Source organism: Allokutzneria albata, from assembly GCF_900103775.1.
Taxonomy (GTDB): domain Bacteria; phylum Actinomycetota; class Actinomycetes; order Mycobacteriales; family Pseudonocardiaceae; genus Allokutzneria; species Allokutzneria albata.
In genome coordinates this window covers 5,663,850-5,684,090 of record NZ_LT629701.1, presented here as the reverse complement: position 1 = coordinate 5,684,090, position 20,241 = coordinate 5,663,850, and the positions used below count along the sequence as shown (strand labels likewise).

The window sequence follows — 20,241 nt, the reverse complement described above, 5'->3', positions numbered from 1 at the left end:
GAAATTTCCGCGCGCCTGCCATCCGGGAAGATGACAAGATCAGCCAACTGGTTGATCAACATTCGCCAGGTGCGACGGTGACTCCTTCTCGAACGCCGTCCACAGCAGGTTCAGCGGGTGGTCCGCAGTGTGCTTCGCGCGCTCGCCCTTGCGCGCGAACACGCCGGTGAACTGCTGCAACCGGGGTCGCGACTCGTCGTCGAGTTCGAGAACGCGCAACGGCACCGACTCGCCGAACTGCCCGTCCAGCGCCGCCTGGCCGACGCCCTGGGTGACCACCATGCAGCCTCGCGCCAGCCGCGAGCGCAGCAGCGTCGTGCCGTAGTGGATCTCCTCGATCTCCGCGGCCACTGTGAGCTGGGCCCGGTACTCCGGCCCGTACCACCGGCGCAGGAAGTCGTTCACCATGCCCGCGGACGGCAGGATCATCGGCAGCTTCCGCAGCCGCTTCGCGTCCACCACCCGGCCGGGCAGCTCCTCCTCGGAGAGGTTGGTCAGCACCACCGGCCTGCTCTGCCGCCACCACGGCAGCACCTCGAACCGGTCCAGCTCACCGCTGTCCGCCGGATCGACGATCGTGGTGCCGCACACCAGGTCCACTTCGCCGGTGTCGAGCTTGCCCCACAGGTCCTTCGAGCGGATGTGCACGATGCGCAGCTCGATCTCCCGGGCCCGGAACTCCTCGGCCACGTGCCCCCACGCCTGCCCCAGGTACTCCAGGGTGAACCGGGTCGTCCCGACCGTCAGCGTCCTGCCGAGCTGGTGCCGCCAGCTCTGGATCGCGTCCAGCCCGCCCTCCAGCGCCTTCCTGGTCAGCTCCACCGCGCTCCTGCCGACCGGGGTGAACAGGAAGTCCTGCCCGCGCCCGCGCTTCTCCACCAGCGCCGTCCCGCACAGCGCGTGGAAGTTCCGGTTGAGCGTGTCGAGCTGCTTCTGCACGCTCGACTGGTCCCGCCCCAGTGTGCGGGCCGCGCGCAGTGCGGAGCCCTTCTCGTGCACGACCAGCAGGGTGCGCAGCTGGTCGAAGGTGACGTCCAGCAGAGCCGCTGGGCAGTCCAGCAGCCGGTCCAGTGCCCGGTCCTCCAACGGATCCGGTCCGGGGGCGGCGCTCACGTCGAGTCCTTTTCCGTCTGGCCAACTGGTGCGGAGTCCAGTTGAGCTGAACTTGATTCCATTTCAATCCGAACTGATCGGTAAGTCTATTCTATCCGACTGGACAATAGCGGTTCCTGATGGTTTGAATACTGCCCGTCATGCGGTCGCCGGGCAAATTCCTTGGTACTCGCCCGGCTCCGGAAAAGCCATATACCCGCTAGGAGTTTTCTGTGTCGTTCCCCGGGCCGGAGTCGTCGGCGCCCACCGCGGTGCGGGTGTCGTTCGTGCTGGTCGCGGCGTCGGTGGTGGCCACCGTCGTCTCGCTGGTGCTGACCTTCGCGCACGCGGACGAGCTGGCGCGCGTCGTCGGGGACGCCACCGGTGCCGGTTTCGACGAGGGCCTGCGCTCCTCCGCCGTGTTCCACGGAATCTGCTGTTCCGCGCTGATGCTGCTCGGCGTGCAGGCCACCAGGGGCAGGAACTGGGCCAGGGTGCTGCTGACCGCGCTCGCGGTGTTCACCGTGCTCGCCGGGTTCGTCAGCGGCGACGCCCGCTACCCGGCGATGATCATTTTCGCGGTGATGGTCGCCCAGGTGCTGCAGGTCGGCACCGTGATCGCGCTGTGGCTGCCCACCAGCAACGAGTTCTTCCAGCGGGTCGGCACCGCCCGCGCGGTCCCGTCCATGGACGCGTACGTGCTGCGGTTGCGCTGACCGAGAGCCTCGCGGCGCAGGGGGGAACCCGCGCCGCGACAGGGGGTGAGGGGAACGGCCTCGAATTCTCGGGGCCGTTCTTTCCTCATTCGGACCGCAATGCGCCGAAACGTCGAACGGGGGTCCCCCAGGTACCGGGGACCCCCTAAGACCTCATTATCCCAACCTGGCCCGCCCCAACGCGAGCCGCCGAGGCCCCAATCCATGATCAGGGCGGATATCGCTTCACGTGCCGCCTTGTTCTCCTACCGGCCGCCCGCCGGTGCGCAGGAGCTCAGGGCTGTGCGGGGAACTCGTACTCCAGCACGTAGCTGCCCGCGTCCATCGTCATCTCCGTCAGCTCCACCGGCTCACCGTTGCCGGTGAACGCGGTCCTCGCCACCACCATCAGCGGAGTGCCCGGCTCCAGCTGCAACGCGGTGACCTCGTCGCCCTGCGGCATGCGCGCCCTGATCTCCTCCCGGAAGACCATCGCGGGCTTGCCCAGCTCCCGCAGGCGCGCGTACACGCCACCCGGCCCAGGGTTGATCTTGGTGAGCGGTGTGCCCACCGCCAGCCGCGCCGGGAAGTACGACACGCACAGCATCACCGGACGCCCGTCCACCAGGTTGCGCCGTCTGCGCACCCAGACCCGGCTCTGCGACGGCATGCCGAGCACCCTGGCGACGTGCTCGGGCGTGTCCTGCTCGGTCACGTCCACGCTGTCGATGGTCAGGCTCAGCGAGCTCGGATCGGTCTTCCACCTCGGCGCGCACGTGTCCTGCGCGTCCCCGCGGACCCGCTGCGGCGGCAGCCTGCGGATCAGGCGGTCGTCCCTGACGTAGACCCCGGAACCCCTCCGGGACCACGCCAGGCCCTCGTTCTTGAGCACGTCCAGCGCGGCGCGCACGGTCATCCGCGCCGCGCCGTAGCGCTCCATCAGGTCGTTCTCTCCCGGGAGACGGGAACCAGGCGGATACTTGCCAGCCAGAATGGCTGTGCGCAGCTCGTCTGCTATTCCTCGGAACTTCACCCGGTACGCAGAGCCCGGATCGGCCACTGGGACTGCCTTCCTGTCGAATTGCCCGCTCAGTAATGAACCCTCTGCCCCACCGACCGAGAGTACTCTCTATCCGTAGTCAATTGACTACTGTCCGAGGTTCCGGCTGGCCTGCCCTGAGCAGGTGCCTAAAAGCTCCTCGTCCTACTCTCGGTCGATGTGAGAACCCTCCTGAGCCTCGACTGGGGCGTCAGCTACGAGCTGACCGTGCTCGACCTCGGGCTCGCCTGCTGCGGTGTCGAGGTGATGGCGGCGTTGCACGGCCTGGACGAGGACGCGCTGACGCGGCTCGGCGTCACCCCCGTGGTCACCGACGAGCGAGCCCACGTGCTCGTCGTCTCCGGCACCGTCACCGACGTGATGCTGCCCGCGGTGCTGGAGACCTACCGGGCGATGCCGGAGCCGAAGTACGTGCTCTCCGTCGGCGCGTGCTCCAACACCGGCGGTCCGTACTGGGACTCCTACGCGGTCACCAAGGGCATCGACCAACTGCTTCCCGTGCACGTGGCGGTGCCGGGCTGTCCGCCGCGGCCGGAGGCGCTGCTCGAAGGGCTGGCCGCACTGCACCGCCTGATCACCTCGCAGGTGCCCGCATGAACCTCGCCGAGGCGCTGGCGTCCGAAGTGGACGGTGTGACCACCAGGCTGGAGTTCGGCAGGCAGCGCGCGATCGTGCCGCTGGAGAGCTGGCGCGACGCGGCACTCGCGGCGAAGGACGCACTGGGCTGCCGCATGTTCGACTGGCTCGGCGTCGAGGACGCGGGCAGGCCCGGTGCGGTGGGGGAGCGGCACGCGGTCACGCTGCACGTCGTCCACCCCCGTGAGCGCGCCGGACTTCTCCTGCGGACGGAACTGCCCGCAGGAGCGGCACTGCCCAGCGTCGCGTCGGTGTGGGCCGGTGCGGCGTGGCACGAGCGGGAGGCCGCCGAGATGTTCGGCATCGCGCTGGCCGGCCACCCCGACCCGCGCCGCCTCCTGCTGCCGGACTCCTTCGCGGGACACCCGCTGCGCAAGGACTTCGTGCTCGCGGCCAGAGTGGTGCGGCCGTGGCCGGGCGGCCTGGAACCGGGCGAGGCCGACACCAGCGCGCCGAGCCGACGCCGCCTCGCCCCGCCCGGAGTACCCGGCCCCGACTGGGGACCGCGCCGAGAGGAGCCACAGCAGTGACCGACCTGCCACCCCGCACCCGCGGTGTGATCGCGCTGCTGGAGCAGAACTGCACGGTGTGCATGATCTGCGCACGCGAGTGCCCCGACTGGTGCCTGCACATCACCTCGCACACCGAGACGGTCCAGGAGCCGGGGTCCAAGAGGCCTCGGCAGCGCAACGTGCTCGATCGCTTCGCCATCGACTACGGGCAGTGCCTGTACTGCGGGATCTGCGTCGAGGTCTGCCCCTTCGACGCGCTGCACTGGGCGCCGGACTTCGACTACCCGGGCACCGGCACGCCGGACGGTTCCGGAGCCGTCGCCGAGCTCGTCCACGAGCGTCCCGCGCTGGGCGAGTGGGTGGCGGCAGTGCCCCCGCCACCGCCGCTGGACCCGGCGGCCGAACCCGCCCCCGAGGCCGCTCAGCGCGGCGGCCGCCCGGGCCGCTGACGGAACTTCCGCTTCCGTGCCGACGTTGTCCTACTGGAAAGCGAAGAACCGGGCAGACCCTCGGAACAGCGCATCATCCGGAGGTTGAGCGACGTGCACAAGCACTACAACGGGGTGAGGACCGCCCTGCTCCTCGGCGGGCTCAGCGCGCTGATCATCCTCGTCGGCTCGCTCTTCGGCGGCGGCTGGCTGGTGGTCGCGCTGGTGGTGGCGCTCGGCATGAACGCCTACGCCTACTTCAACTCCGACAAGCTGGCGCTGCGCGCCATGCACGCGCGCCCGGTGTCCCAGGCCGAGCAGCCCGCGATGTACCGGATCGTCCGCGAGCTGGCCACCTCGGCGAGGCAGCCGATGCCGCGGCTCTACATCAGCCCCACCGAGGCGCCCAACGCCTTCGCCACCGGCCGAAGCCCCCGGCACGCGGCTGTGTGCTGCACCACGGGAATCCTGGAGCTGCTCGACGAGCGCGAGCTGCGCGCGGTGCTCGGGCACGAGCTGGCGCACGTCTACAACCGCGACATCCTGATCTCGTCCGTCGCCGGGGCACTGGCCGGCGTCGTGACCTTCCTCGCCAACATCGCGATGTTCGCCGGGCTGTTCGGCGGCGGGGACGACGAGGACCGGCCCAACCCGCTGGCGCTGCTGCTGATCGCGGTGCTCGGGCCGATCGCGGCGAGCATCGTCCAGCTCGCGGTCAGCCGGTCGCGGGAGTACCAGGCCGACGAGTCCGGCGCGCACCTCACCGGCGACCCGCTCGCGCTCGCATCGGCGCTGCGCAAGCTGGAGCTGGGCACCCAGCTGGCGCCGCTCGCGCCCGAACCGCGGCTGGTCTCCCAGTCGCACCTGATGATCGCCAACCCGTTCCGGCCCGGCGACGGCATGTCGCGGCTGTTCTCCACGCACCCGCCGATCGCCGACCGGGTGCGCAGGCTGGAGGAGATGGCGGGCAGGCAGCAGCCGCCCGGCTGGTGACTCAGCCGGTCGCGCCCGCCGCCCGCGCGACCTCCATCACGTACTCGCCGTAGCCTGACTTCGCCAGCTTCTCGCCGAGCGCGAAGCACTGCTGGGCGTCGATGAAGCCCATCCGCAGCGCGATCTCCTCGAGGCAGGCGATGCGCACGCCCTGCCGCGTCTCCAGGACCTGGACGAACTGCCCCGCCTGCAGCAGCGAGTCGTGCGTTCCCGTGTCCAGCCACGCGAAGCCGCGGCTCAGGTCGACCAGCCGGGCGTTGCCCTGTCGCACGTAGGTCTGGTTGACGTCGGTGATCTCCAGCTCGCCGCGCTTGGACGGCTTGAGCCCCTTGGCGATCTCCACGACCTGGTTGTCGTAGAAGTACAGGCCGGTGATCGCCCGGTTGGACTTCGGGTGCTCCGGCTTCTCCTCGATCGACAGCAGCCTGCCGTCCGCGTCGACCTCGCCGACGCCGTAGCGCTGCGGGTCCTTGACCCGGTAACCGAACAGCACGCAGCCGTCCAGGTCCGCCACCAGCTGCTGGAGCTGGGCGGAGAACCCCTGGCCGTAGAAGATGTTGTCGCCGAGCACCAGCGCGACCGGGTCCTCGCCGACGAAGTCCGCGCCGATCACGAACGCCTCGGCCAGCCCGTTCGGCGAGGGCTGCTCGGCGTAGCGCAGGTCGAGGCCGAACTGCGCGCCGTCCCCGAGCAGCCTGCGGAACATCGGCAGGTCGGTGGGTGTGGAGATGATCAGGATCTCCCGGATGCCCGCCAGCATCAGCGTGGACAGCGGGTAGTAGATCATCGGCTTGTCGTAGACCGGGAGCAGCTGCTTGGACACCGCCTGCGTGATCGGGTGCAGACGGGTGCCACTGCCCCCGGCCAGGATGATCCCCTTCACTACCGGTAGTTCGTGAACTGGAGGGCGATGCCGAAGTCCTTGTTCTTCAGCAGCGCGATGACCTCCTGCAGGTGGTCCTTCTTCTTGCCGGTGACCCGCAGCTGGTCGCCCTGGATCTGCGCCTGGACGCCCTTGGGGCCCTCGTCGCGGATGGTCTTGGCGATCTTCTTCGCCTTGTCCGCCTCGATCCCCTGGATGATCTTGCCGGTGACCTTGTAGATCTTGCCGGAGATCGCGGGCTCGCCGACCTCGAACGCCTTCAGCGAGATGCCGCGCTTGATCAGCTTCTCCTTGAAGACGTCGATCGCGGCCAGGCACCGCTCCTCGGTCTCGGACTGGATCGTCACCGCCTCCTCGCCGGCCCAGGTGATCTCCGAGCCGGTGCCCCGGAAGTCGAACCGGGTGGACAGCTCCTTGGCCGCCTGGTTCAGCGCGTTGTCCACCTCCTGGTGCTCGACCTTGCTCACCACGTCGAACGAGGGGTCTGCCACGTCGAAGTCCTTCCTGTTCAGAGGGCTGGACGCGCCCGCCGGAGCGGGCGCCTGCGCCCCAAGACGCTACCGGGTGGCCCCCCTCCCAATCCGCTCGCGCCCGCTATGTAAGCTCTCTCCTGCGAGCGGGGCGGGTTGCCCGAGCGGCCAATGGGAGCGGACTGTAAATCCGTCGCGAAAGCTACAGAGGTTCGAATCCTCTACCCGCCACTCGCGCGAGAGCCGACCATGCTCACGGACAACGTGAGCCTGGTCGGCTCGTCACATTTCTGGGGGTGCAACCCCCAGACCCCGCCCGGGAGGCTTCGCCCCCGGACCCCCGGCCGGCGTAGGAGCCTTGTTCGGGTTCGCTTCGGGTGGTTGCGCTGGGTGGGGCCGCTCGGGGCGGTCGCGTCGTGGCTAGAAGCGGAAGACGGGGCCGGTTTCGGCGTTGAGCGTGCACGGGTTGCCGAAGTGGCGGTTGAACTCCACCGGGACGCCGCGCCAGGTGCCCATGGCCTTCGCGTCCACGGGGTTGTACTCCATGGTGCAGGTCTTGTCCTTGACGCCGGGGAGCTTGGCGAAGTTGCCCTGGGCCTGTTGCAGGTCCGCGCAGGCGGCCACGGCATCGGGGTGGGTGCCGCCGTGGGGCTGGCAGGTCAGCGTCGTCCGGCGGACCTGGTCGCCGTGCACCAGCATCAGCTCCAGGGTGGTGTCCTTATCGGCCGCGGTGGCGGGCGCGGACAGGACGGTGGCCGCCGCGACGGCCGCCACGGTGGCGGTGAACAACGCGCGCGGGGTTGTCATGACTCCTCCTGGGACCTCCGGAACGGGGTGTCCGGTTGGTCCCGGTGTACCTCCGGCGCGCCCGCGCGGCCGGGCGGACCAGCGGGTAACACCCGCGTCAGTGACCGGGGCTCCCTGTGGCTGAGATCATCACGTGATCACTCTGTGTCGGGGGAGTAGGCAACTCGACCGGGTAAACGTTACCCCAGCAGAGGTATAGTCGCAGGTAAAAGGGGCCCTGATGGTTGGCGAGGGTCCCTTTACGCGTCCATGGTCACCCGGCGGCTTTCGCCTGTTGGGGTGAAGTTGACCTCCAGACGCTCTAGTCAAGATGCCCGTGGTCGGTCACGATCGGCAGGCACCGTGGGTTGCCGTTCGCGGCAACGCGATGAGGAGGCTGGATGTCCGATCGTCGCCGCCCGATTGACCCGGAATCCTCGCCGGACGCGCCGCGACCGCTGGGGCTGTCCGGTGATCCGGCAGCGCGCGGGCGGACCTTCGCCAGGTTCTCCTGGCTCGTCCTGCTCGTGGGTGTTCTTGCGACGGCGGGGGTCGGTACCTGGCTGCGCGCGGACTTCGGCCCGGAGCTGCTGTGGATCGGCCCGTTGCTGGTGCTCGGCTTCCTGCTGGCCGAGCAGCTCACCATCGACGTCGACGTCCGCACCGTCGGCTGGACCATTTCCTTCACCGAGATCCCCCTGGTGCTCGGCCTGCTCACCGCGCCGTTCGAGGTCGTGCTCGGCGCGCACCTGCTCGCGGGCCTCGGTGCCCAGCTCAGCCGCAGGGGCGGCGACCACGTCGTCTACAACGCCGGCGTGATGTGCCTGGAGATCGCGGTCCCGTTCAGCATCGCCCACCTGGTCAGCACGGCTGTGACCAGCGGACCGTACTGGCTCGGCGCGGTCGCGGGCACCGTGGCCTCTCCCATGGTCAGCGTGGCCTTCGCGCTCGCCGCGGTCCACGTCCTCGGCGGTGAGCTGCGCGTCGGCGGCGCGGTGCGGCTCGGTCTGCGCACCCTGGTCGTCGGCCTGCTCAACACCTCGGTCGGACTGGTCGGTTACGAGGTCAGCACGCGCGGTCCTTGGGGCTGGGTGCTGCTGGTGCTCGTCTCGGCCGCGCTCGTCCTGCTCTACCGCGCTTACTCCGGTCTCCTGCGGGAGCAGCGCGACCTGGAAGCCCTCAGTGACGTCAGCCTCACCGTGGCGCGGTCCGGTCAGCAGGCCGCGAGCAGGCCGACCGGAGAGCCGGAGGACACCCAGACGGAGAGCGCCAGCGATGAGTGGCAGCAGATCGCCGAGCGCATCCGCGAGCAGCTCAACGCCGCGCGCGTGGTGCTGCACCTGCGGCCGGACGCGCCGGCCGGAGTGCGCTCGCTCGTCGCGGGGGAGCCGTTGCCCGAGGACGCTCCGCAGAACGACTCGCTCGGCCTGCGCGACGACCCGATGCTCCAGCTGCCCGGCGCGCACGTTCGCTACTTCCGCACCGTCGACGCCCCGGACGACGTCCGTGAGGCGCTCGCCCGCCGTGGCGCGCACGAAGCGCTCGTCGTGCCGTTGCGCGGAGCCAACCAGCTCCTCGGCGCTGTTGAGGCGCACGACCGGCTCAGCCGCTGGCGTGGCTTCGGCCGGGCGGACGTGCGTCTGCTCAGGACGCTCGCGAGCCACCTCGCCACGGCGATGGACAACCGCCGCCTGCTGGCGAGGCTGCGGCACGACGCCTATCACGACCCGCTGACCGGGCTGCTAAACCGGCCAGGCTTCCGCGAGGCCGCGGCGGAACCACTGCGGACCCATCCGAAGTCCGTGGTGCTGCGCATCGACCTCGACGTGCTCTCGACCGTCAGTGACGCACTGGGGCACGCATGGGGAGACCGCATGGTCGTCGCCGCGGGCAGGCGGCTCCGCGAGGCGTTCGGCCCCGACGTCCCGCTCGCCCGGCTCGAAGGCGGGGCGTTCGCGGCGTTGCTGATCGACTGCGACGCCGAGGAAGCGCACCGGCTCTCCGCGCGGCTGCGCGCCCAGGTCGCCGCGCCCTACCCGGTCGACCGGCTGACCGTCGAGGCCAGCGCCGTCGTCGGCTACGTGCTGAGCGCCGAGGAGGACGGCGAGCCCGAACTCGACGTCGACACCCTCATCCAGCGCGCCGACGTCGCGGTGCGGCAGGCGAAGGCGGGCGACGACGCCGTGCGCGCCTACGTGCCCGCCATGGGCCAGATGTTCAAGCGCCGCTTCGAACTCGTCACCCAGTTCCGGCACGCGCTCGACAGCGGTCAGGTCACCGTGCACTACCAGCCCAAGGTCGCGCTGCCGAGCCGCGAGGTGGTGGGCGTCGAGGCCCTCGTCCGCTGGCGGCACCCGGAGTACGGCCCGCTCGACCCCGACGAGTTCGTGCCCGCGGTGGAGGCGACCGGCCTGGTCGACGCGCTCACCGGCTTCGTCATGGAGTGCTCGCTGGTCCGCGTGCGGCAGTGGCTGGACCGGGGGCTGAGGCTGTCCGCGGCGGTCAACCTGTCCGTGCGCAACCTGGCCGACGAGACCTTCCCCGATCGCGTCGCGGACGCGCTGCGCCGTCACGACGTGCCGCCGAGGCTGCTCACCTTCGAACTCACCGAGTCCGGCGTGATGGCCGACCCGGAGCGCTCGCTGCCGGTGCTGCGCAGGCTGCACGCGCTGGGCGTGGTGCTCGCCGTCGACGACTTCGGCACCGGGTACTCCTCGCTGGCCTACCTCCGGCAGCTCCCGGTGGACGAGGTGAAGATCGACAAGAGCTTCGTGCTCGGCATGGGCACCGACCTCGGCGACATGGCCGTGGTGCGTTCCATCGTCGAGCTGGGGCACTCACTCGGCCTGACCGTGGTCGCCGAGGGCGTCGAGGACGACGCGGCGCGGGAGCAGCTGGTCGGTATGGGCTGTGACATCGCCCAGGGCTACCTGATCTCCCGGCCGCTGGCCGAGGACCGCTTCGAGGCCTGGTTGCGGGCCCGCACCATCCGCGCGCGGGGCAGGCACGATGAGATGGTCCTCACCTTGGTCCGGTGATCGGCCCCCCCGATTTTGTCGGCGCGCCAAGGGTGTGTAAGGTTCCTCTTGCTTCGCCAGACAGGCCCCAATAGCTCAGTCGGCAGAGCGTCTCCATGGTAAGGAGAAGGTCAACGGTTCGATTCCGTTTTGGGGCTCGATGAGGACAGCCGCGATGCTCAGTTCAGCTGGCAGCGCGGCTTACTCACGTAAAAGGTACGGCGCGAGTCGTACGAAGCGGTGTAGCTCAGGTGGTAGAGCAAGCGGCTCATAATCGCTGTGTCGCCGGTTCAAGTCCGGCCACCGCTACTTCGAGTGGCCGAGTCGTGTCCGCGGAAAGCGCGGACCTGACTCGAATCCGCATCACACTGGGGGCCTGGCCCCCAGACCCCAGCCGGGGGCGGGGCCCCCGGACCCCCCACTTATCCTTGGTGGGACTTGGAGAACGACCCTGCTGCTTGTGGGGATGTACTGATGGAGAGAGAGGCGCGCCGTGGCCGCGACTGATGTTCGCCCTAAGATCACGTTGGCGTGCGAGGAGTGCAAGCACCGCAACTACATCACCCGCAAGAACCGGCGGAACGACCCCGACCGCCTCGAGATCAAGAAGTTCTGCCCGAACTGCGGGACGCACCGGGCCCACAAGGAGACCCGCTGACCCAGCGGCCGCCTTCCCGCGGCCTGGTTCACAGCCTCGACCAACTGCCCCGCCGGTGTGCGGGGCAGTTGTCGTTCACCGGGTAATCTGCCCCTCCGTGGCGCTAAACAAGTCTTTCGTCGGTCGTTCGTACCGGCTGCCGTGGATCTACGAGGTCGGCAGGCAGAACATCATCGAGTTCGCGTACGCCGTCAGCGACGTGAACCCCGTGTACCGGGACCCCGAGGCCGCCAAGGCGATCGGGCACCCCGACTCCGTTGCATCACCGACGTTCCTGAGCGTCCTCGCGACCCGGTCGCACCACGTTGTCACCGACGATCCCGACCTGGGCCTGGACTACAGCCGGATGGTGCACGGGGCCCAGCGCTTCGTCCTGCACCGGCCGGTGCGGCCGGGGGACCGGCTCACCAGCACGGCCCACGTCGACGACATCACCAGCAGGGCGGGCAACGACTACCTCGTGCTCCGGTCGGAGTTCGCGACCGAGGAGGGCGAGAAGGTCGGCACCGTGATCGCCACCCTGATCGTCCGCGGCGACGGCATCGGCCTCGGTGAAGGGAAGGACGCATGAGCACCACCACGACCGGTCTGCGCCGGGCCGCCGACGTCAGCAAGGGCGACCAGCTGCCGCCGCTGACGCTGAAGGTCACCCGCAGGGACCTGATCCGGTACTCCGGCATCTCCAGCGACTGCAACTTCATCCACTACAGCGACAAGCGCGCCAAGGAGGCCGGGCTGCCCGGCGTCATCGCGCACGGCCTGCTCACCATGGGCATGGTCGCCAAGATCGTCACCGACTGGGTCGGCGACCCGGCAGCGGTCATCGACTACCAGGCCCGGTTCGGCCGCCCGGTGGTCGTGCCCGACGACGAGGCGGGCACCACGATCGAGGTCACCGCCAAGGTCGGCCTGGTCAACGAGGACAACACCGCGCGGGTGGACATCTACGCCAAGTGCGAGGGCCAGTTGATCTTCGGTCGCTGCTACGCCGTCGTCCGCCTGGCCTGATCCGCCCGCAGACACGCGAAAGGCCGTTCCGGTCCCCGAGCGGGGCGGAACGGCCTTTCGGCGTTCTGAGCGGCTTTCGGCGCGCCTACTCGGCCTCGCGGAGCAGCTCCGCCATCCGCGTCACGCCGGTCACCAGGTCCTCGTCGCCGAGCGCGTAGGAGAGCCGGAAGTAGCCGGGGGTACCGAACGCCTCACCGGGCACGACCGCGACCTCGGCGTGCTCGAGCACGAGCGCGGCCAGCTCGACGCTGGTGTTCGCGCGCACACCCCGGATCTCCTTGCCCAGCAAGCCCTTCACCGAGGGGTAGACGTAGAACGCGCCCTGCGGGGTGGGGCAGTTCACACCCGGGATCTCCGAGAGCATCTTCACGATGGTCTGCCTGCGCCGGTCGAAGGCCGCGCGCATGTCCGCGACCGCGTCCAGCGAGCCCGAGACCGCGGCGAGCGCCGCCCGCTGGGCCACGTTGCAGACGTTGGAGGTCAGGTGCGACTGGTAGTTCGACGCCGCCTTGATCACGTCGTCCGGCCCGATCAGCCAGCCCACCCGCCAGCCGGTCATCGCGTAGGTCTTGGCGACGCCGTTGACCACGATGCAGGTGTCGGCCAGCTCGGGCACCACGACCGGCATGGACACGGCCTCGGCACCGTCGTAGGTCAGGTGCTCGTAGATCTCGTCGGTGATCACCCAGATGCCGTGCTCGACCGCCCAGCGGCCGATCGCCTCGACCTGCTCGCGGGAGTAGACCGCGCCGGTCGGGTTCGACGGGGAGCAGAACAGCAGCACCTTGGTCCTGGGCGTGCGCGCGGCCTCCAGCTGCTCGACGGTCACCAGGTAGCCGGTGGTCTCGTCGGACTGGACCTCCACCGGGACGCCGCCCGCGAGGCCGATCGCCTCCGGGTAGGTGGTCCAGTACGGCGCGGGCAGCAGCACCTCGTCGCCCGGGTCGACGATCGTGGCGAAGGCCTGGTAGACGGCCTGCTTGCCGCCGTTGGTGATCAGGACCTGGCTGGGCTTGACCTGGTAGCCGGTGTCCCTGGCGGTCTTCGCCGCGACGGCCTCGCGCAGCTCGGGCAGGCCGGCCGCCGGGGTGTAGCGGTGGTTGCGCGCCTCGGCGCAGGCGGCGGCCGCGGCCTCGACGATCGGGGCCGGCGTCGGGAAATCGGGCTCACCGGCGCCGAAGCCGATCACGGGGCGGCCTGCGGCCTTGAGCGCCTTGGCCTTGGCGTCCACGGCGAGGGTGGCCGACTCGGCGATCCCGCCCACTCGGGCGGACACGCGGCGTCGGGCGGCGGGGGAGACGGAGTCGCTGGTGACGGTAGGTGCGTCGGAGGCAGCCATGGGGGAATCGTGGCACGCCGCGGGGAGCGGTTTTCACGCCGCCCACCTCCTGGGAGGGCAACCGGTTGGAGTCCCGGGGCCGGTGTGCCCTAGACTCGTCGTGCTGAAGCGTTGTCGACACCTGCTCGCGAGCCACGCGGGACGGTGCAGTACGCTTCGTGAACGTGGTCGAGATCTACCGGGCGACCACGAAGGGGCGTAGCTCAATTGGCAGAGCAGCGGTCTCCAAAACCGCAGGTTGCAGGTTCAAGTCCTGTCGCCCCTGCGTCGACGCAGTCGGTCAGCAAAGCGAGGAGTTCGCGTGAGTGAGCGCAGCGAGCAGGAACGGCCGGAAGGGTCTGACGACACTTCCCGTCCGGTTACCGCTGCGGCGCGGCGTGAGCGCCGCGGTTCCGCGCGTCCGGCCTCGCGTCGTGCGGCCAAGCGGGCCGAGGGTGCCTCCACCAGTGGGGGCGACGCCAAGAACCGGCCGACGCCCTCCCGTGACCGCCAGGAGCAGAAGAAGGGCAACCCCTTCAAGCGCTTCGGCCGGTTCCTCCGCGAGGTCGTCGCAGAACTCCGCAAGGTCATCTGGCCGACGCGCAAGCAGCTGGTGACCTACACCGCCGTGGTACTGGTCTTCGTCGCCTTCATGGTGGGACTGGTCGCCGGCCTGGATGTGGCCTTCGGCAAGGGCGTGCTCTGGCTGTTCGGCTAGGGCCGGGTTCTCCGGTCGCCGGACGCGTGGCGCGCTCAGGTGGCGCACCGCGGGGACTGCGGGGAACCTGCACAGGGAACCCAGTGCGGGCGAGGCGTGTACGAGACCATGTCGTCGCCCCGGCCCGGAACCCGGGCCGGCCGGTCGGACCCCCTTCGGTCGGACCCGCGACGTACGAGAGGAAGCGAGACCGACTGTGACCTCCACCGACGGCGGCCAGGAGCTGGCCGACCTGTCCGACGAGCAGGTGCACGCCGCGAGCAGCGAGGGTGACTCCGAGCACGTCGAACCGGTTGGCGACGACTCCGAAGGCGACTCCGTCGGCGACGCGGGCACTGCGGACACCGACGGTTCGGCTGCGGACGCGGACATCGACGAGCCCATCGCGGACCCCGTCGCCGAGCTGCGCGAGGCTCTGCGGCACGCGCCCGGTGACTGGTACGTCGTGCACTCCTACGCCGGCTACGAGAACAAGGTCAAGGCGAACCTCGAGACCCGGATCGGGACCCTCGACATGGAGGACTTCATCTTCCAGGTCGAGGTGCCGACCGAAGAGGTCACCGAGATCAAGAACGGCCAGCGCAAGCAGGTGCAGCGCAAGGTGCTGCCCGGTTACATCCTGGTCCGGATGGAGCTCAACGACGCCTCGTGGAGCGCGGTGCGCAACACCCCCGGCGTCACCGGGTTCGTCGGCGCGACCTCCAAGCCCTCCCCGCTGACCCTGGACGAGGTCTTCAAGTTCCTCGCCCCGCAGGTGGAGAAGGACAAGGCCGCCGCGGAGCCGGGCAAGAAGGCCGCGGCCAGCGTGGCCAAGCCCACCATCGAGGTGGACTTCGAGGTCGGCGAGTCCGTCACCGTCATGGACGGCCCGTTCGCGACGCTGCCCGCCACCATCAGCGAGGTCAGCCCGGACGCGCAGAAGCTCAAGGTCCTGGTGTCGATCTTCGGCCGGGAGACCCCGGTCGAACTCTCCTTCACCCAGGTCTCCAAGATCTGACCCGGGGTTTCCCGGGCGGCAACACCGCAAGCGTGGGAGAGCCGGCGCGGCTCGTACCACTACTGCTCCGACAGAACGAGGACAGAACATGAAGCGCAGCAAGGCCTACCGCGAGGCAGCGGCCAAGATCGACCGGGAGCGGCTGTACTCGCCGCTGCAGGCCGTGTCGCTGGCCAAGGAGACCGCCTCCACCAAGCAGGACGCCACCGTCGAGGTCGCCATGCGCCTCGGTGTCGACCCGCGCAAGGCCGACCAGATGGTCCGCGGCACCGTCAACCTGCCGCACGGCACCGGTAAGACCGCCCGCGTCATCGTCTTCGCGGTCGGCGACAAGGCCGCCGAGGCCGAGGCCGCCGGTGCCGACGCCGTCGGTTCGGACGACCTGATCGCCCGCATCCAGGGCGGCTGGCTGGACTTCGACGCCGCCATCGCCACCCCGGACCAGATGGCCAAGGTCGGCCGCATCGCCCGTGTCCTCGGCCCGCGTGGCCTGATGCCGAACCCCAAGACCGGCACCGTCACCCCGGACGTGACCAAGGCCGTCACCGAGATCAAGGGCGGAAAGATCAACTTCCGCGTCGACAAGCAGGCCAACCTGCACCTGGTGATCGGCAAGTCCTCCTTCGACACCGACAAGCTGGTGGAGAACTACGCCGCCGCGCTCGACGAGATCCTGCGGGCCAAGCCGTCCGCTGCGAAGGGCCGCTACATCAAGAAGGTCACCTTCAGCACCACCATGGGCCCCGGCATCCCGGTCGACCCGAACCGCACCCGCGCGCTGCTCTCGGACGAGGTGTCCGCCTGACGTCCGCGCACTGACGCCGAAAAGGCGGTCATCCCCTCGGGGGGTGACCGCCTTTTCGCCGTCGTGGCACCGGCTGGTTCAGCCGGTGATGCAGTCCGCTGGCTCGGACTCGTGGTCGGCGATGATCCAGCCGCCGTCCGAGAGCCGCTGCAGGATGAACAGACCGAGGCGCTTGCCGCCGTTGACGTTCATCTCGCACGAGCTAATCGACGACTTCGACCCACTTGTCATGATCTTCTTGGGTGGAATGCTGGTGTCGTTGTAGGCGACCTTGTTGGTGACCTGAGTGTTGAGCTGCTGGATCGCCTGGTCACAGGTTTCCGCGCCCATGTTCCTGGCGAAGGTCGCCGCCGCCTCCGGAGTGAAGGAGACGCAGGCCTCTCTGGCGTTGTTGCTGGCCACGGCCTGGTAGACCACGAGCACCGTGGAATCCGGCTCGGAGTCCAGCCTCGGCTTGTGGCCCTGACCGCCCCCACCGCCGCCGCCGCCCGAGTTCCCCCCGCTGCCACCGAAGAAGTACCACCACAGCCCCGCGAGCACGAGCAGGAATATGGCGTAGTTGAGCAGCTTGAGCCCTACGTACTTGCCCGCCTTGATCGCGGTGCTCTTGACCTTCGCATTGATCTGCGCGGGCTTCTGGCTCGGTTGCGACACGGTCACCTCCTGTTGCCGTCCATCGTGCCCGCAGCGGGGCACCGGCCGGTAGCCGACTCCAGGGGAGACCCCGATTTGGGTGCGTGTGGGGGCTTGACGTACGCTGGCCGTGTTCCACCGAAGACCGCTGGTTTTCTCTCCTGCCTCCTGGCGGGCGAGGACTAAGGCCCGGGAGGGCGCCCGCGCAGGAGGACGAGGCGACTTACGACGTGCTTGTGCGTGTCGGATCTGCTAGCCCCGTGCCCTTGCGCCGGGGCTTCTTTCGTTTCTCCCAGCCTGCTCCGGCGTGGACCCCCCGGTCCGCGCTCTTCGCTGTGGATTGAGACGAAGAAGCAGAGAGGAGGCGACCATGGCAAAGCCTGGAAAGGTTGAGGCCGTCGCCGAGATCGCGGACAGGTTCCGTGGCAGCTCGGCTGCGGTCGTCACCGAGTACCGAGGGCTTTCCATGGCGCAGCTCACCGAGCTGCGGCGCGCCCTCGGCGACGGCGTGGCGTACACCGTCGCGAAGAACACCCTGGTCAAGCGCGCCGCCTCGGAGGCGGGCTTCGACGGGCTCGAGGACCTTCTTGTCGGCCCCACCGCCATCGCCTTCGTCAAGGGTGAGCCGGTGGACGCCGCGAAGGCGCTTCGTACCTTCGCGAAGGAGAACAAGGCCCTCGTCATCAAGGGCGGCTACATGGATGGCCGTCCCTTGTCCGTCGACGAGGTCAACCAGATCGCGGACCTCGACTCCCGTGAGGTCCTGCTCGCCAAGCTGGCGGGCGCGATGAAGGGCAACCTCACCAAGGCCGCCGGGCTGTTCGCCGCCCCGGCCTCGCAGGTGGCCCGCCTGGCAGCCGCCCTGCAGGACAAGCGCGCCGCTGCCGGCGACGCCCCTGCCGAGAGCTGACCGACCCCCACATTCCGCGCCCGCGCGTAGCAACACCAACGGCGCACGTAAGGAAAGGAAACCGCCACCATGGCGAAGCTCAGCACCGACGAGCTGCTGGACGTTTTCGGTGAGATGACCCTGCTCGAGCTCTCCGAGTTCGTGAAGGCGTTCGAGGACAAGTTCGAGGTCACCGCCGCCGCGCCGGTCGCCGTTGCCGCCGTCGCCCCGGGCGCCGCTGCCGGTGGCGAGGCCGCCGAGGAGCAGACCGAGTTCAACGTCATCCTCGACTCCGCGGGTGACAAGAAGATCCAGGTCATCAAGGTCGTCCGCGAGGTCGTCACCGGCCTGGGCCTCAAGGAGGCCAAGGAGCTGGTCGAGGGCGCGCCGAAGCCCATCCTCGAGGGCGTCAACAAGGAGGCCGCCGAGGCCGCCAAGGAGAAGCTGGTCGCCGCCGGCGCCGCCGTCTCCATCAAGTGATCACCGCGGCCCCGAGCCGCATGTGAGAGCTGCCACAGTGGGGCAGGTCCTGTTCGCAGGGCCTGCCCCACTGTCATGCCCGGCTCGTTATCCAGCCGTGACCAGTCGGCGAACTGGGCAGTAACTTCTGCGGGACAGGCTCGTTGTCCGAGTGTGACGCCGATCGCCTCGGCGTCTGCTTTCATGTTTCCCCTCACCGGGGAGGCGGTGGCGAGCAGGAGGTGCGATGGGCGTCGAGGTGGTCGTCGAAGGCCTGTCCAAGTCCTTCGGGAAACAGACCATCTGGCAGGACGTCACGCTGAACCTCCCGCCGGGGGAGATCAGCGTTCTGCTGGGGCCGTCGGGCACCGGGAAGTCGGTGTTCCTGAAGTCCTTGGTCGGCCTGCTCCGGCCCGAGCGCGGCAAGGTCGTCATCAACGGCATCGACATCTGCCGCTGTTCCGAGCACAAGCTCTACGAGACCCGCAAGCTCTTCGGCGTGCTGTTCCAGGACGGCGCGCTGTTCGGCTCGATGAACCTCTTCGACAACATCGCCTTCCCGCTGCGCGAGCACACCCGCAAGACCGAGGCCGAGGTCCGGCGGATCGTGCTGGAGAAGATGGAGATGGTCGGCCTCATCGGGGCCGAGAAGAAGCTGCCCGGCGAGATCTCCGGCGGTATGCGCAAGCGCGCGGGACTGGCCCGCGCCCTGGTGCTGGACCCGGAGATCATCCTGTTCGACGAGCCGGACTCCGGGCTCGACCCGGTCCGCGTCGCCTATCTCAACCAGCTGATCGTCGACCTGAACGCGCAGATCGACGCGACGTTCCTGATCGTCACCCACGACATCGGCACCGCGCGCACCGTTCCGGACAACATCGGCATGCTGTTCCGCCGCGAGCTGGTCATGTTCGGGCCGCGCGAGGTGCTGCTGACCTCGACGGAGCCGGTCGTCGAGCAGTTCCTCAACGGCCGCAGGCAGGGCCCGATCGGGATGAGCGAGGAGAAGGACGCCGCGCAGGCGGCCGCCGAACTCGCCGAGCTGCGGGCCAACGGCGGGACGGATGTGCTGGGCGGCCCGAAGGGCGGCGGGGGGACGGGCATCGTGCCGCAGATCCAGCCGTCGCCGGGGCTACCGGTGCGACTGGCCGCGGACCGCAGGAAGCAGCGGGTGATGGGCATCCTGCACACGTTGCCGCCCGCGGCCCGCGAGGCGATCATCGCCAGCCTGACGGACGAAGAACGCGCCCGGTTCGGCCTCTACGCCACCACGGCGCAGGCGCAGCAGGCCATCACCCAGCCGATACCGCTGCCCACCTCCTTCGACTCGCGGCCGACACCGTACCCGCGCAACGCTCCTCAGGACATCGGCTGGGAGCGGGGTGAACGGACATGACCCAGGCGAACCCGTCCTTCCCCGGGGCAGGCGCGCTGCGGGAGACCGGCCGGATGTTCGCGCTGGGCCTGGACACCAGCAGGGCCGTGTTCAAGCGGCCGTTCCAGGTGCGCGAGTTCATCCAGCAGTGCTGGTTCATCGCCAGCGTCACGATCCTGCCCACCGCGTTGGTGGCCATCCCGTTCGGAGCCGTGATCGCGCTCCAGCTCGGATCGCTGACCAGGCAGCTCGGCGCGCAGTCGTTCACCGGAGCGGCCAGCGTGCTCGCGGTGATCCAGCAGGCCAGCCCGATCGTGACCGCGCTGTTGATCGCGGGCGCGGGCGGCTCGGCGATCTGCGCGGACCTGGGCTCGCGCAAGATCCGCGACGAGATCGACGCCATGGAGGTCCTCGGCGTCTCGCCGATCCAGCGCCTGGTGGTGCCGAGGGTGCTCGCCGCGATGCTGGTGGCGTTGCTGCTCAACGGCATGGTCAGCGTGGTGGGCGTGCTCGGCGGCTACTTCTTCAACGTGATCCTGCAGGACGGCACACCCGGCGCGTACCTGGCGAGCTTCTCCGCGCTCGCCCAGCTGCCGGACCTGTGGATCAGCGAGATCAAGGCCGTGGTGTTCGGCTTCATCGCGGGTATCGTCGCCGCCTACCGCGGCCTCAACCCGAAGGGCGGGCCCAAGGGCGTCGGCGACGCGGTGAACCAGGCCGTAGTGATCACGTTCCTGCTGCTGTTCTTCGTGAACTTCGTGCTGACCACGCTGTACCTGCAGCTCGTTCCGGCGAAGGGGATGTGACGT

The 20,241-nt window shown here is 69.3% G+C and carries 23 protein-coding genes and 4 tRNA genes; 20 read left to right on the top strand and 7 right to left on the bottom strand.

The genetic code is table 11. From position 1 onward, the window contains the following. Positions 1-39: 39 nt before the first annotated feature. Entirely contained in the window at positions 40-1,113 is a 1,074-nt protein-coding gene (locus BLT28_RS25565) for a LysR family transcriptional regulator (protein ID WP_081900023.1), read from the bottom strand. A gap of 212 nt (positions 1,114-1,325) precedes the next feature. Here BLT28_RS25565 and BLT28_RS25560 point away from each other — a divergent pair, with 212 nt between their 5' ends. Beyond that, a complete protein-coding gene (locus tag BLT28_RS25560; RefSeq protein WP_030427352.1) occupies positions 1,326-1,808 on the top strand; it encodes a hypothetical protein in 483 nt (160 codons plus the stop codon). A 274-nt stretch (positions 1,809-2,082) separates the two neighbouring features. On the opposite strand, the gene BLT28_RS25555 is transcribed toward BLT28_RS25560, so the two are convergent. After that, positions 2,083-2,820 (bottom strand): GntR family transcriptional regulator, encoded by a 738-nt coding sequence (locus tag BLT28_RS25555; RefSeq protein WP_231950893.1) that lies wholly within the window; start codon positions 2,818-2,820, stop codon positions 2,083-2,085. 186 nt (positions 2,821-3,006) lie between these two features. On the opposite strand from BLT28_RS25555, the gene BLT28_RS25550 reads away from it, so the two are divergent. From BLT28_RS25550 to htpX, 4 genes are all read left to right on the top strand, one after another. Continuing rightward, positions 3,007-3,444 carry an NADH-quinone oxidoreductase subunit B gene (locus BLT28_RS25550; RefSeq protein WP_052406881.1) on the top strand — a complete coding sequence of 146 codons (438 nt, stop codon included), beginning with the start codon at positions 3,007-3,009 and terminating at the stop codon, positions 3,442-3,444. Further along, positions 3,441-4,013: an NADH-quinone oxidoreductase subunit C gene (locus tag BLT28_RS25545; RefSeq protein WP_030427355.1), complete on the top strand. Its 573-nt coding sequence runs from the start codon at positions 3,441-3,443 to the stop codon at positions 4,011-4,013. The genes BLT28_RS25550 and BLT28_RS25545 overlap by 4 nt, the downstream gene beginning before the upstream one ends. Next, entirely contained in the window at positions 4,010-4,444 is a 435-nt protein-coding gene (locus tag BLT28_RS25540) for a 4Fe-4S binding protein (RefSeq protein WP_052406882.1), read from the top strand. Before BLT28_RS25545 ends, BLT28_RS25540 begins: the two co-directional genes overlap by 4 nt. Before the next feature lie 93 nt (positions 4,445-4,537). Beyond that, on the top strand, positions 4,538-5,416 hold the full coding sequence (htpX, locus tag BLT28_RS25535; protein ID WP_030427357.1) for a zinc metalloprotease HtpX: 879 nt from the start codon (positions 4,538-4,540) through the stop codon (positions 5,414-5,416). 1 nt (position 5,417) lies between these two features. Here htpX and rfbA read toward each other — a convergent pair whose 3' ends face one another. Continuing rightward, a complete protein-coding gene (gene rfbA / locus BLT28_RS25530) occupies positions 5,418-6,299 on the bottom strand; it encodes a glucose-1-phosphate thymidylyltransferase RfbA (RefSeq protein ID WP_030427358.1) in 882 nt (293 codons plus the stop codon). After that, the gene (locus BLT28_RS25525) at positions 6,299-6,790 is read right to left on the bottom strand and encodes a YajQ family cyclic di-GMP-binding protein (RefSeq protein ID WP_030427359.1); all 492 of its coding nucleotides are present in this window, start codon (positions 6,788-6,790) and stop codon (positions 6,299-6,301) included. Before BLT28_RS25525 ends, rfbA begins: the two co-directional genes overlap by 1 nt. 129 nt (positions 6,791-6,919) lie before the next feature. On the opposite strand from BLT28_RS25525, the gene BLT28_RS25520 reads away from it, so the two are divergent. Continuing rightward, a tRNA-Tyr gene (locus BLT28_RS25520) sits at positions 6,920-7,000 on the top strand. 189 nt (positions 7,001-7,189) lie between these two features. On the opposite strand, the gene BLT28_RS25515 is transcribed toward BLT28_RS25520, so the two are convergent. Then, positions 7,190-7,576: an SSI family serine proteinase inhibitor gene (locus tag BLT28_RS25515; RefSeq protein WP_030427360.1), complete on the bottom strand. Its 387-nt coding sequence runs from the start codon at positions 7,574-7,576 to the stop codon at positions 7,190-7,192. A 380-nt stretch (positions 7,577-7,956) separates the two neighbouring features. On the opposite strand from BLT28_RS25515, the gene BLT28_RS25510 reads away from it, so the two are divergent. The 6 genes from BLT28_RS25510 (at position 7,957) to BLT28_RS25485 (ending at position 12,238) form a co-directional block, all read left to right on the top strand. Continuing rightward, complete coding sequence (locus BLT28_RS25510) at positions 7,957-10,593, top strand: putative bifunctional diguanylate cyclase/phosphodiesterase (RefSeq protein ID WP_030427361.1); 2,637 nt, start codon at positions 7,957-7,959, stop codon at positions 10,591-10,593. Positions 10,594-10,657: 64 nt separating this feature from the next. After that, a tRNA-Thr gene (locus tag BLT28_RS25505) sits at positions 10,658-10,730 on the top strand. A 78-nt stretch (positions 10,731-10,808) separates the two neighbouring features. Next, a tRNA-Met gene (locus tag BLT28_RS25500) sits at positions 10,809-10,881 on the top strand. Positions 10,882-11,065: 184 nt separating this feature from the next. Then, the gene (rpmG, locus tag BLT28_RS25495) at positions 11,066-11,230 is read left to right on the top strand and encodes a 50S ribosomal protein L33 (protein ID WP_025361417.1); all 165 of its coding nucleotides are present in this window, start codon (positions 11,066-11,068) and stop codon (positions 11,228-11,230) included. A gap of 97 nt (positions 11,231-11,327) precedes the next feature. Further along, positions 11,328-11,801 (top strand): FAS1-like dehydratase domain-containing protein, encoded by a 474-nt coding sequence (locus BLT28_RS25490; protein WP_030427362.1) that lies wholly within the window; start codon positions 11,328-11,330, stop codon positions 11,799-11,801. Beyond that, positions 11,798-12,238, top strand: a complete 441-nt coding sequence (locus BLT28_RS25485) for a MaoC/PaaZ C-terminal domain-containing protein (RefSeq protein WP_030427363.1) — start codon at positions 11,798-11,800, stop codon at positions 12,236-12,238. The genes BLT28_RS25490 and BLT28_RS25485 overlap by 4 nt, the downstream gene beginning before the upstream one ends. 85 nt (positions 12,239-12,323) lie before the next feature. On the opposite strand, the gene BLT28_RS25480 is transcribed toward BLT28_RS25485, so the two are convergent. Then, a complete protein-coding gene (locus tag BLT28_RS25480; protein ID WP_030427364.1) occupies positions 12,324-13,577 on the bottom strand; it encodes a pyridoxal phosphate-dependent aminotransferase in 1,254 nt (417 codons plus the stop codon). A 192-nt stretch (positions 13,578-13,769) separates the two neighbouring features. On the opposite strand from BLT28_RS25480, the gene BLT28_RS25475 reads away from it, so the two are divergent. From BLT28_RS25475 to rplA, 4 genes are all read left to right on the top strand, one after another. Next, positions 13,770-13,842: transfer RNA gene (locus tag BLT28_RS25475), tRNA-Trp, on the top strand. A gap of 36 nt (positions 13,843-13,878) precedes the next feature. Then, a complete protein-coding gene (secE, locus tag BLT28_RS25470; RefSeq protein ID WP_030427365.1) occupies positions 13,879-14,274 on the top strand; it encodes a preprotein translocase subunit SecE in 396 nt (131 codons plus the stop codon). Positions 14,275-14,470: 196 nt separating this feature from the next. Continuing rightward, a complete protein-coding gene (nusG, locus tag BLT28_RS25465; RefSeq protein ID WP_030427366.1) occupies positions 14,471-15,271 on the top strand; it encodes a transcription termination/antitermination protein NusG in 801 nt (266 codons plus the stop codon). Positions 15,272-15,359: 88 nt separating this feature from the next. Next, on the top strand, positions 15,360-16,076 hold the full coding sequence (gene rplA / locus BLT28_RS25460; RefSeq protein ID WP_030427367.1) for a 50S ribosomal protein L1: 717 nt from the start codon (positions 15,360-15,362) through the stop codon (positions 16,074-16,076). A gap of 78 nt (positions 16,077-16,154) precedes the next feature. On the opposite strand, the gene BLT28_RS25455 is transcribed toward rplA, so the two are convergent. Beyond that, positions 16,155-16,730, bottom strand: coding sequence for a hypothetical protein (locus tag BLT28_RS25455; protein WP_156050521.1), 576 nt, complete (start codon positions 16,728-16,730; stop codon positions 16,155-16,157). A 349-nt stretch (positions 16,731-17,079) separates the two neighbouring features. Between BLT28_RS25455 and rplJ the strand changes: the two genes are divergently transcribed. From rplJ to BLT28_RS25435, 4 genes are all read left to right on the top strand, one after another. Next, on the top strand, positions 17,080-17,619 hold the full coding sequence (gene rplJ, locus BLT28_RS25450) for a 50S ribosomal protein L10 (protein WP_030427369.1): 540 nt from the start codon (positions 17,080-17,082) through the stop codon (positions 17,617-17,619). A gap of 69 nt (positions 17,620-17,688) precedes the next feature. After that, positions 17,689-18,078: a 50S ribosomal protein L7/L12 gene (rplL, locus tag BLT28_RS25445; protein WP_030427370.1), complete on the top strand. Its 390-nt coding sequence runs from the start codon at positions 17,689-17,691 to the stop codon at positions 18,076-18,078. Between the two features lie 226 nt (positions 18,079-18,304). Beyond that, positions 18,305-19,453, top strand: coding sequence for an ABC transporter ATP-binding protein (locus tag BLT28_RS25440; protein WP_081900025.1), 1,149 nt, complete (start codon positions 18,305-18,307; stop codon positions 19,451-19,453). After that, positions 19,450-20,238, top strand: a complete 789-nt coding sequence (locus BLT28_RS25435) for an MlaE family ABC transporter permease (protein WP_030427372.1) — start codon at positions 19,450-19,452, stop codon at positions 20,236-20,238. Before BLT28_RS25440 ends, BLT28_RS25435 begins: the two co-directional genes overlap by 4 nt. Positions 20,239-20,241: the final 3 nt, after the last annotated feature.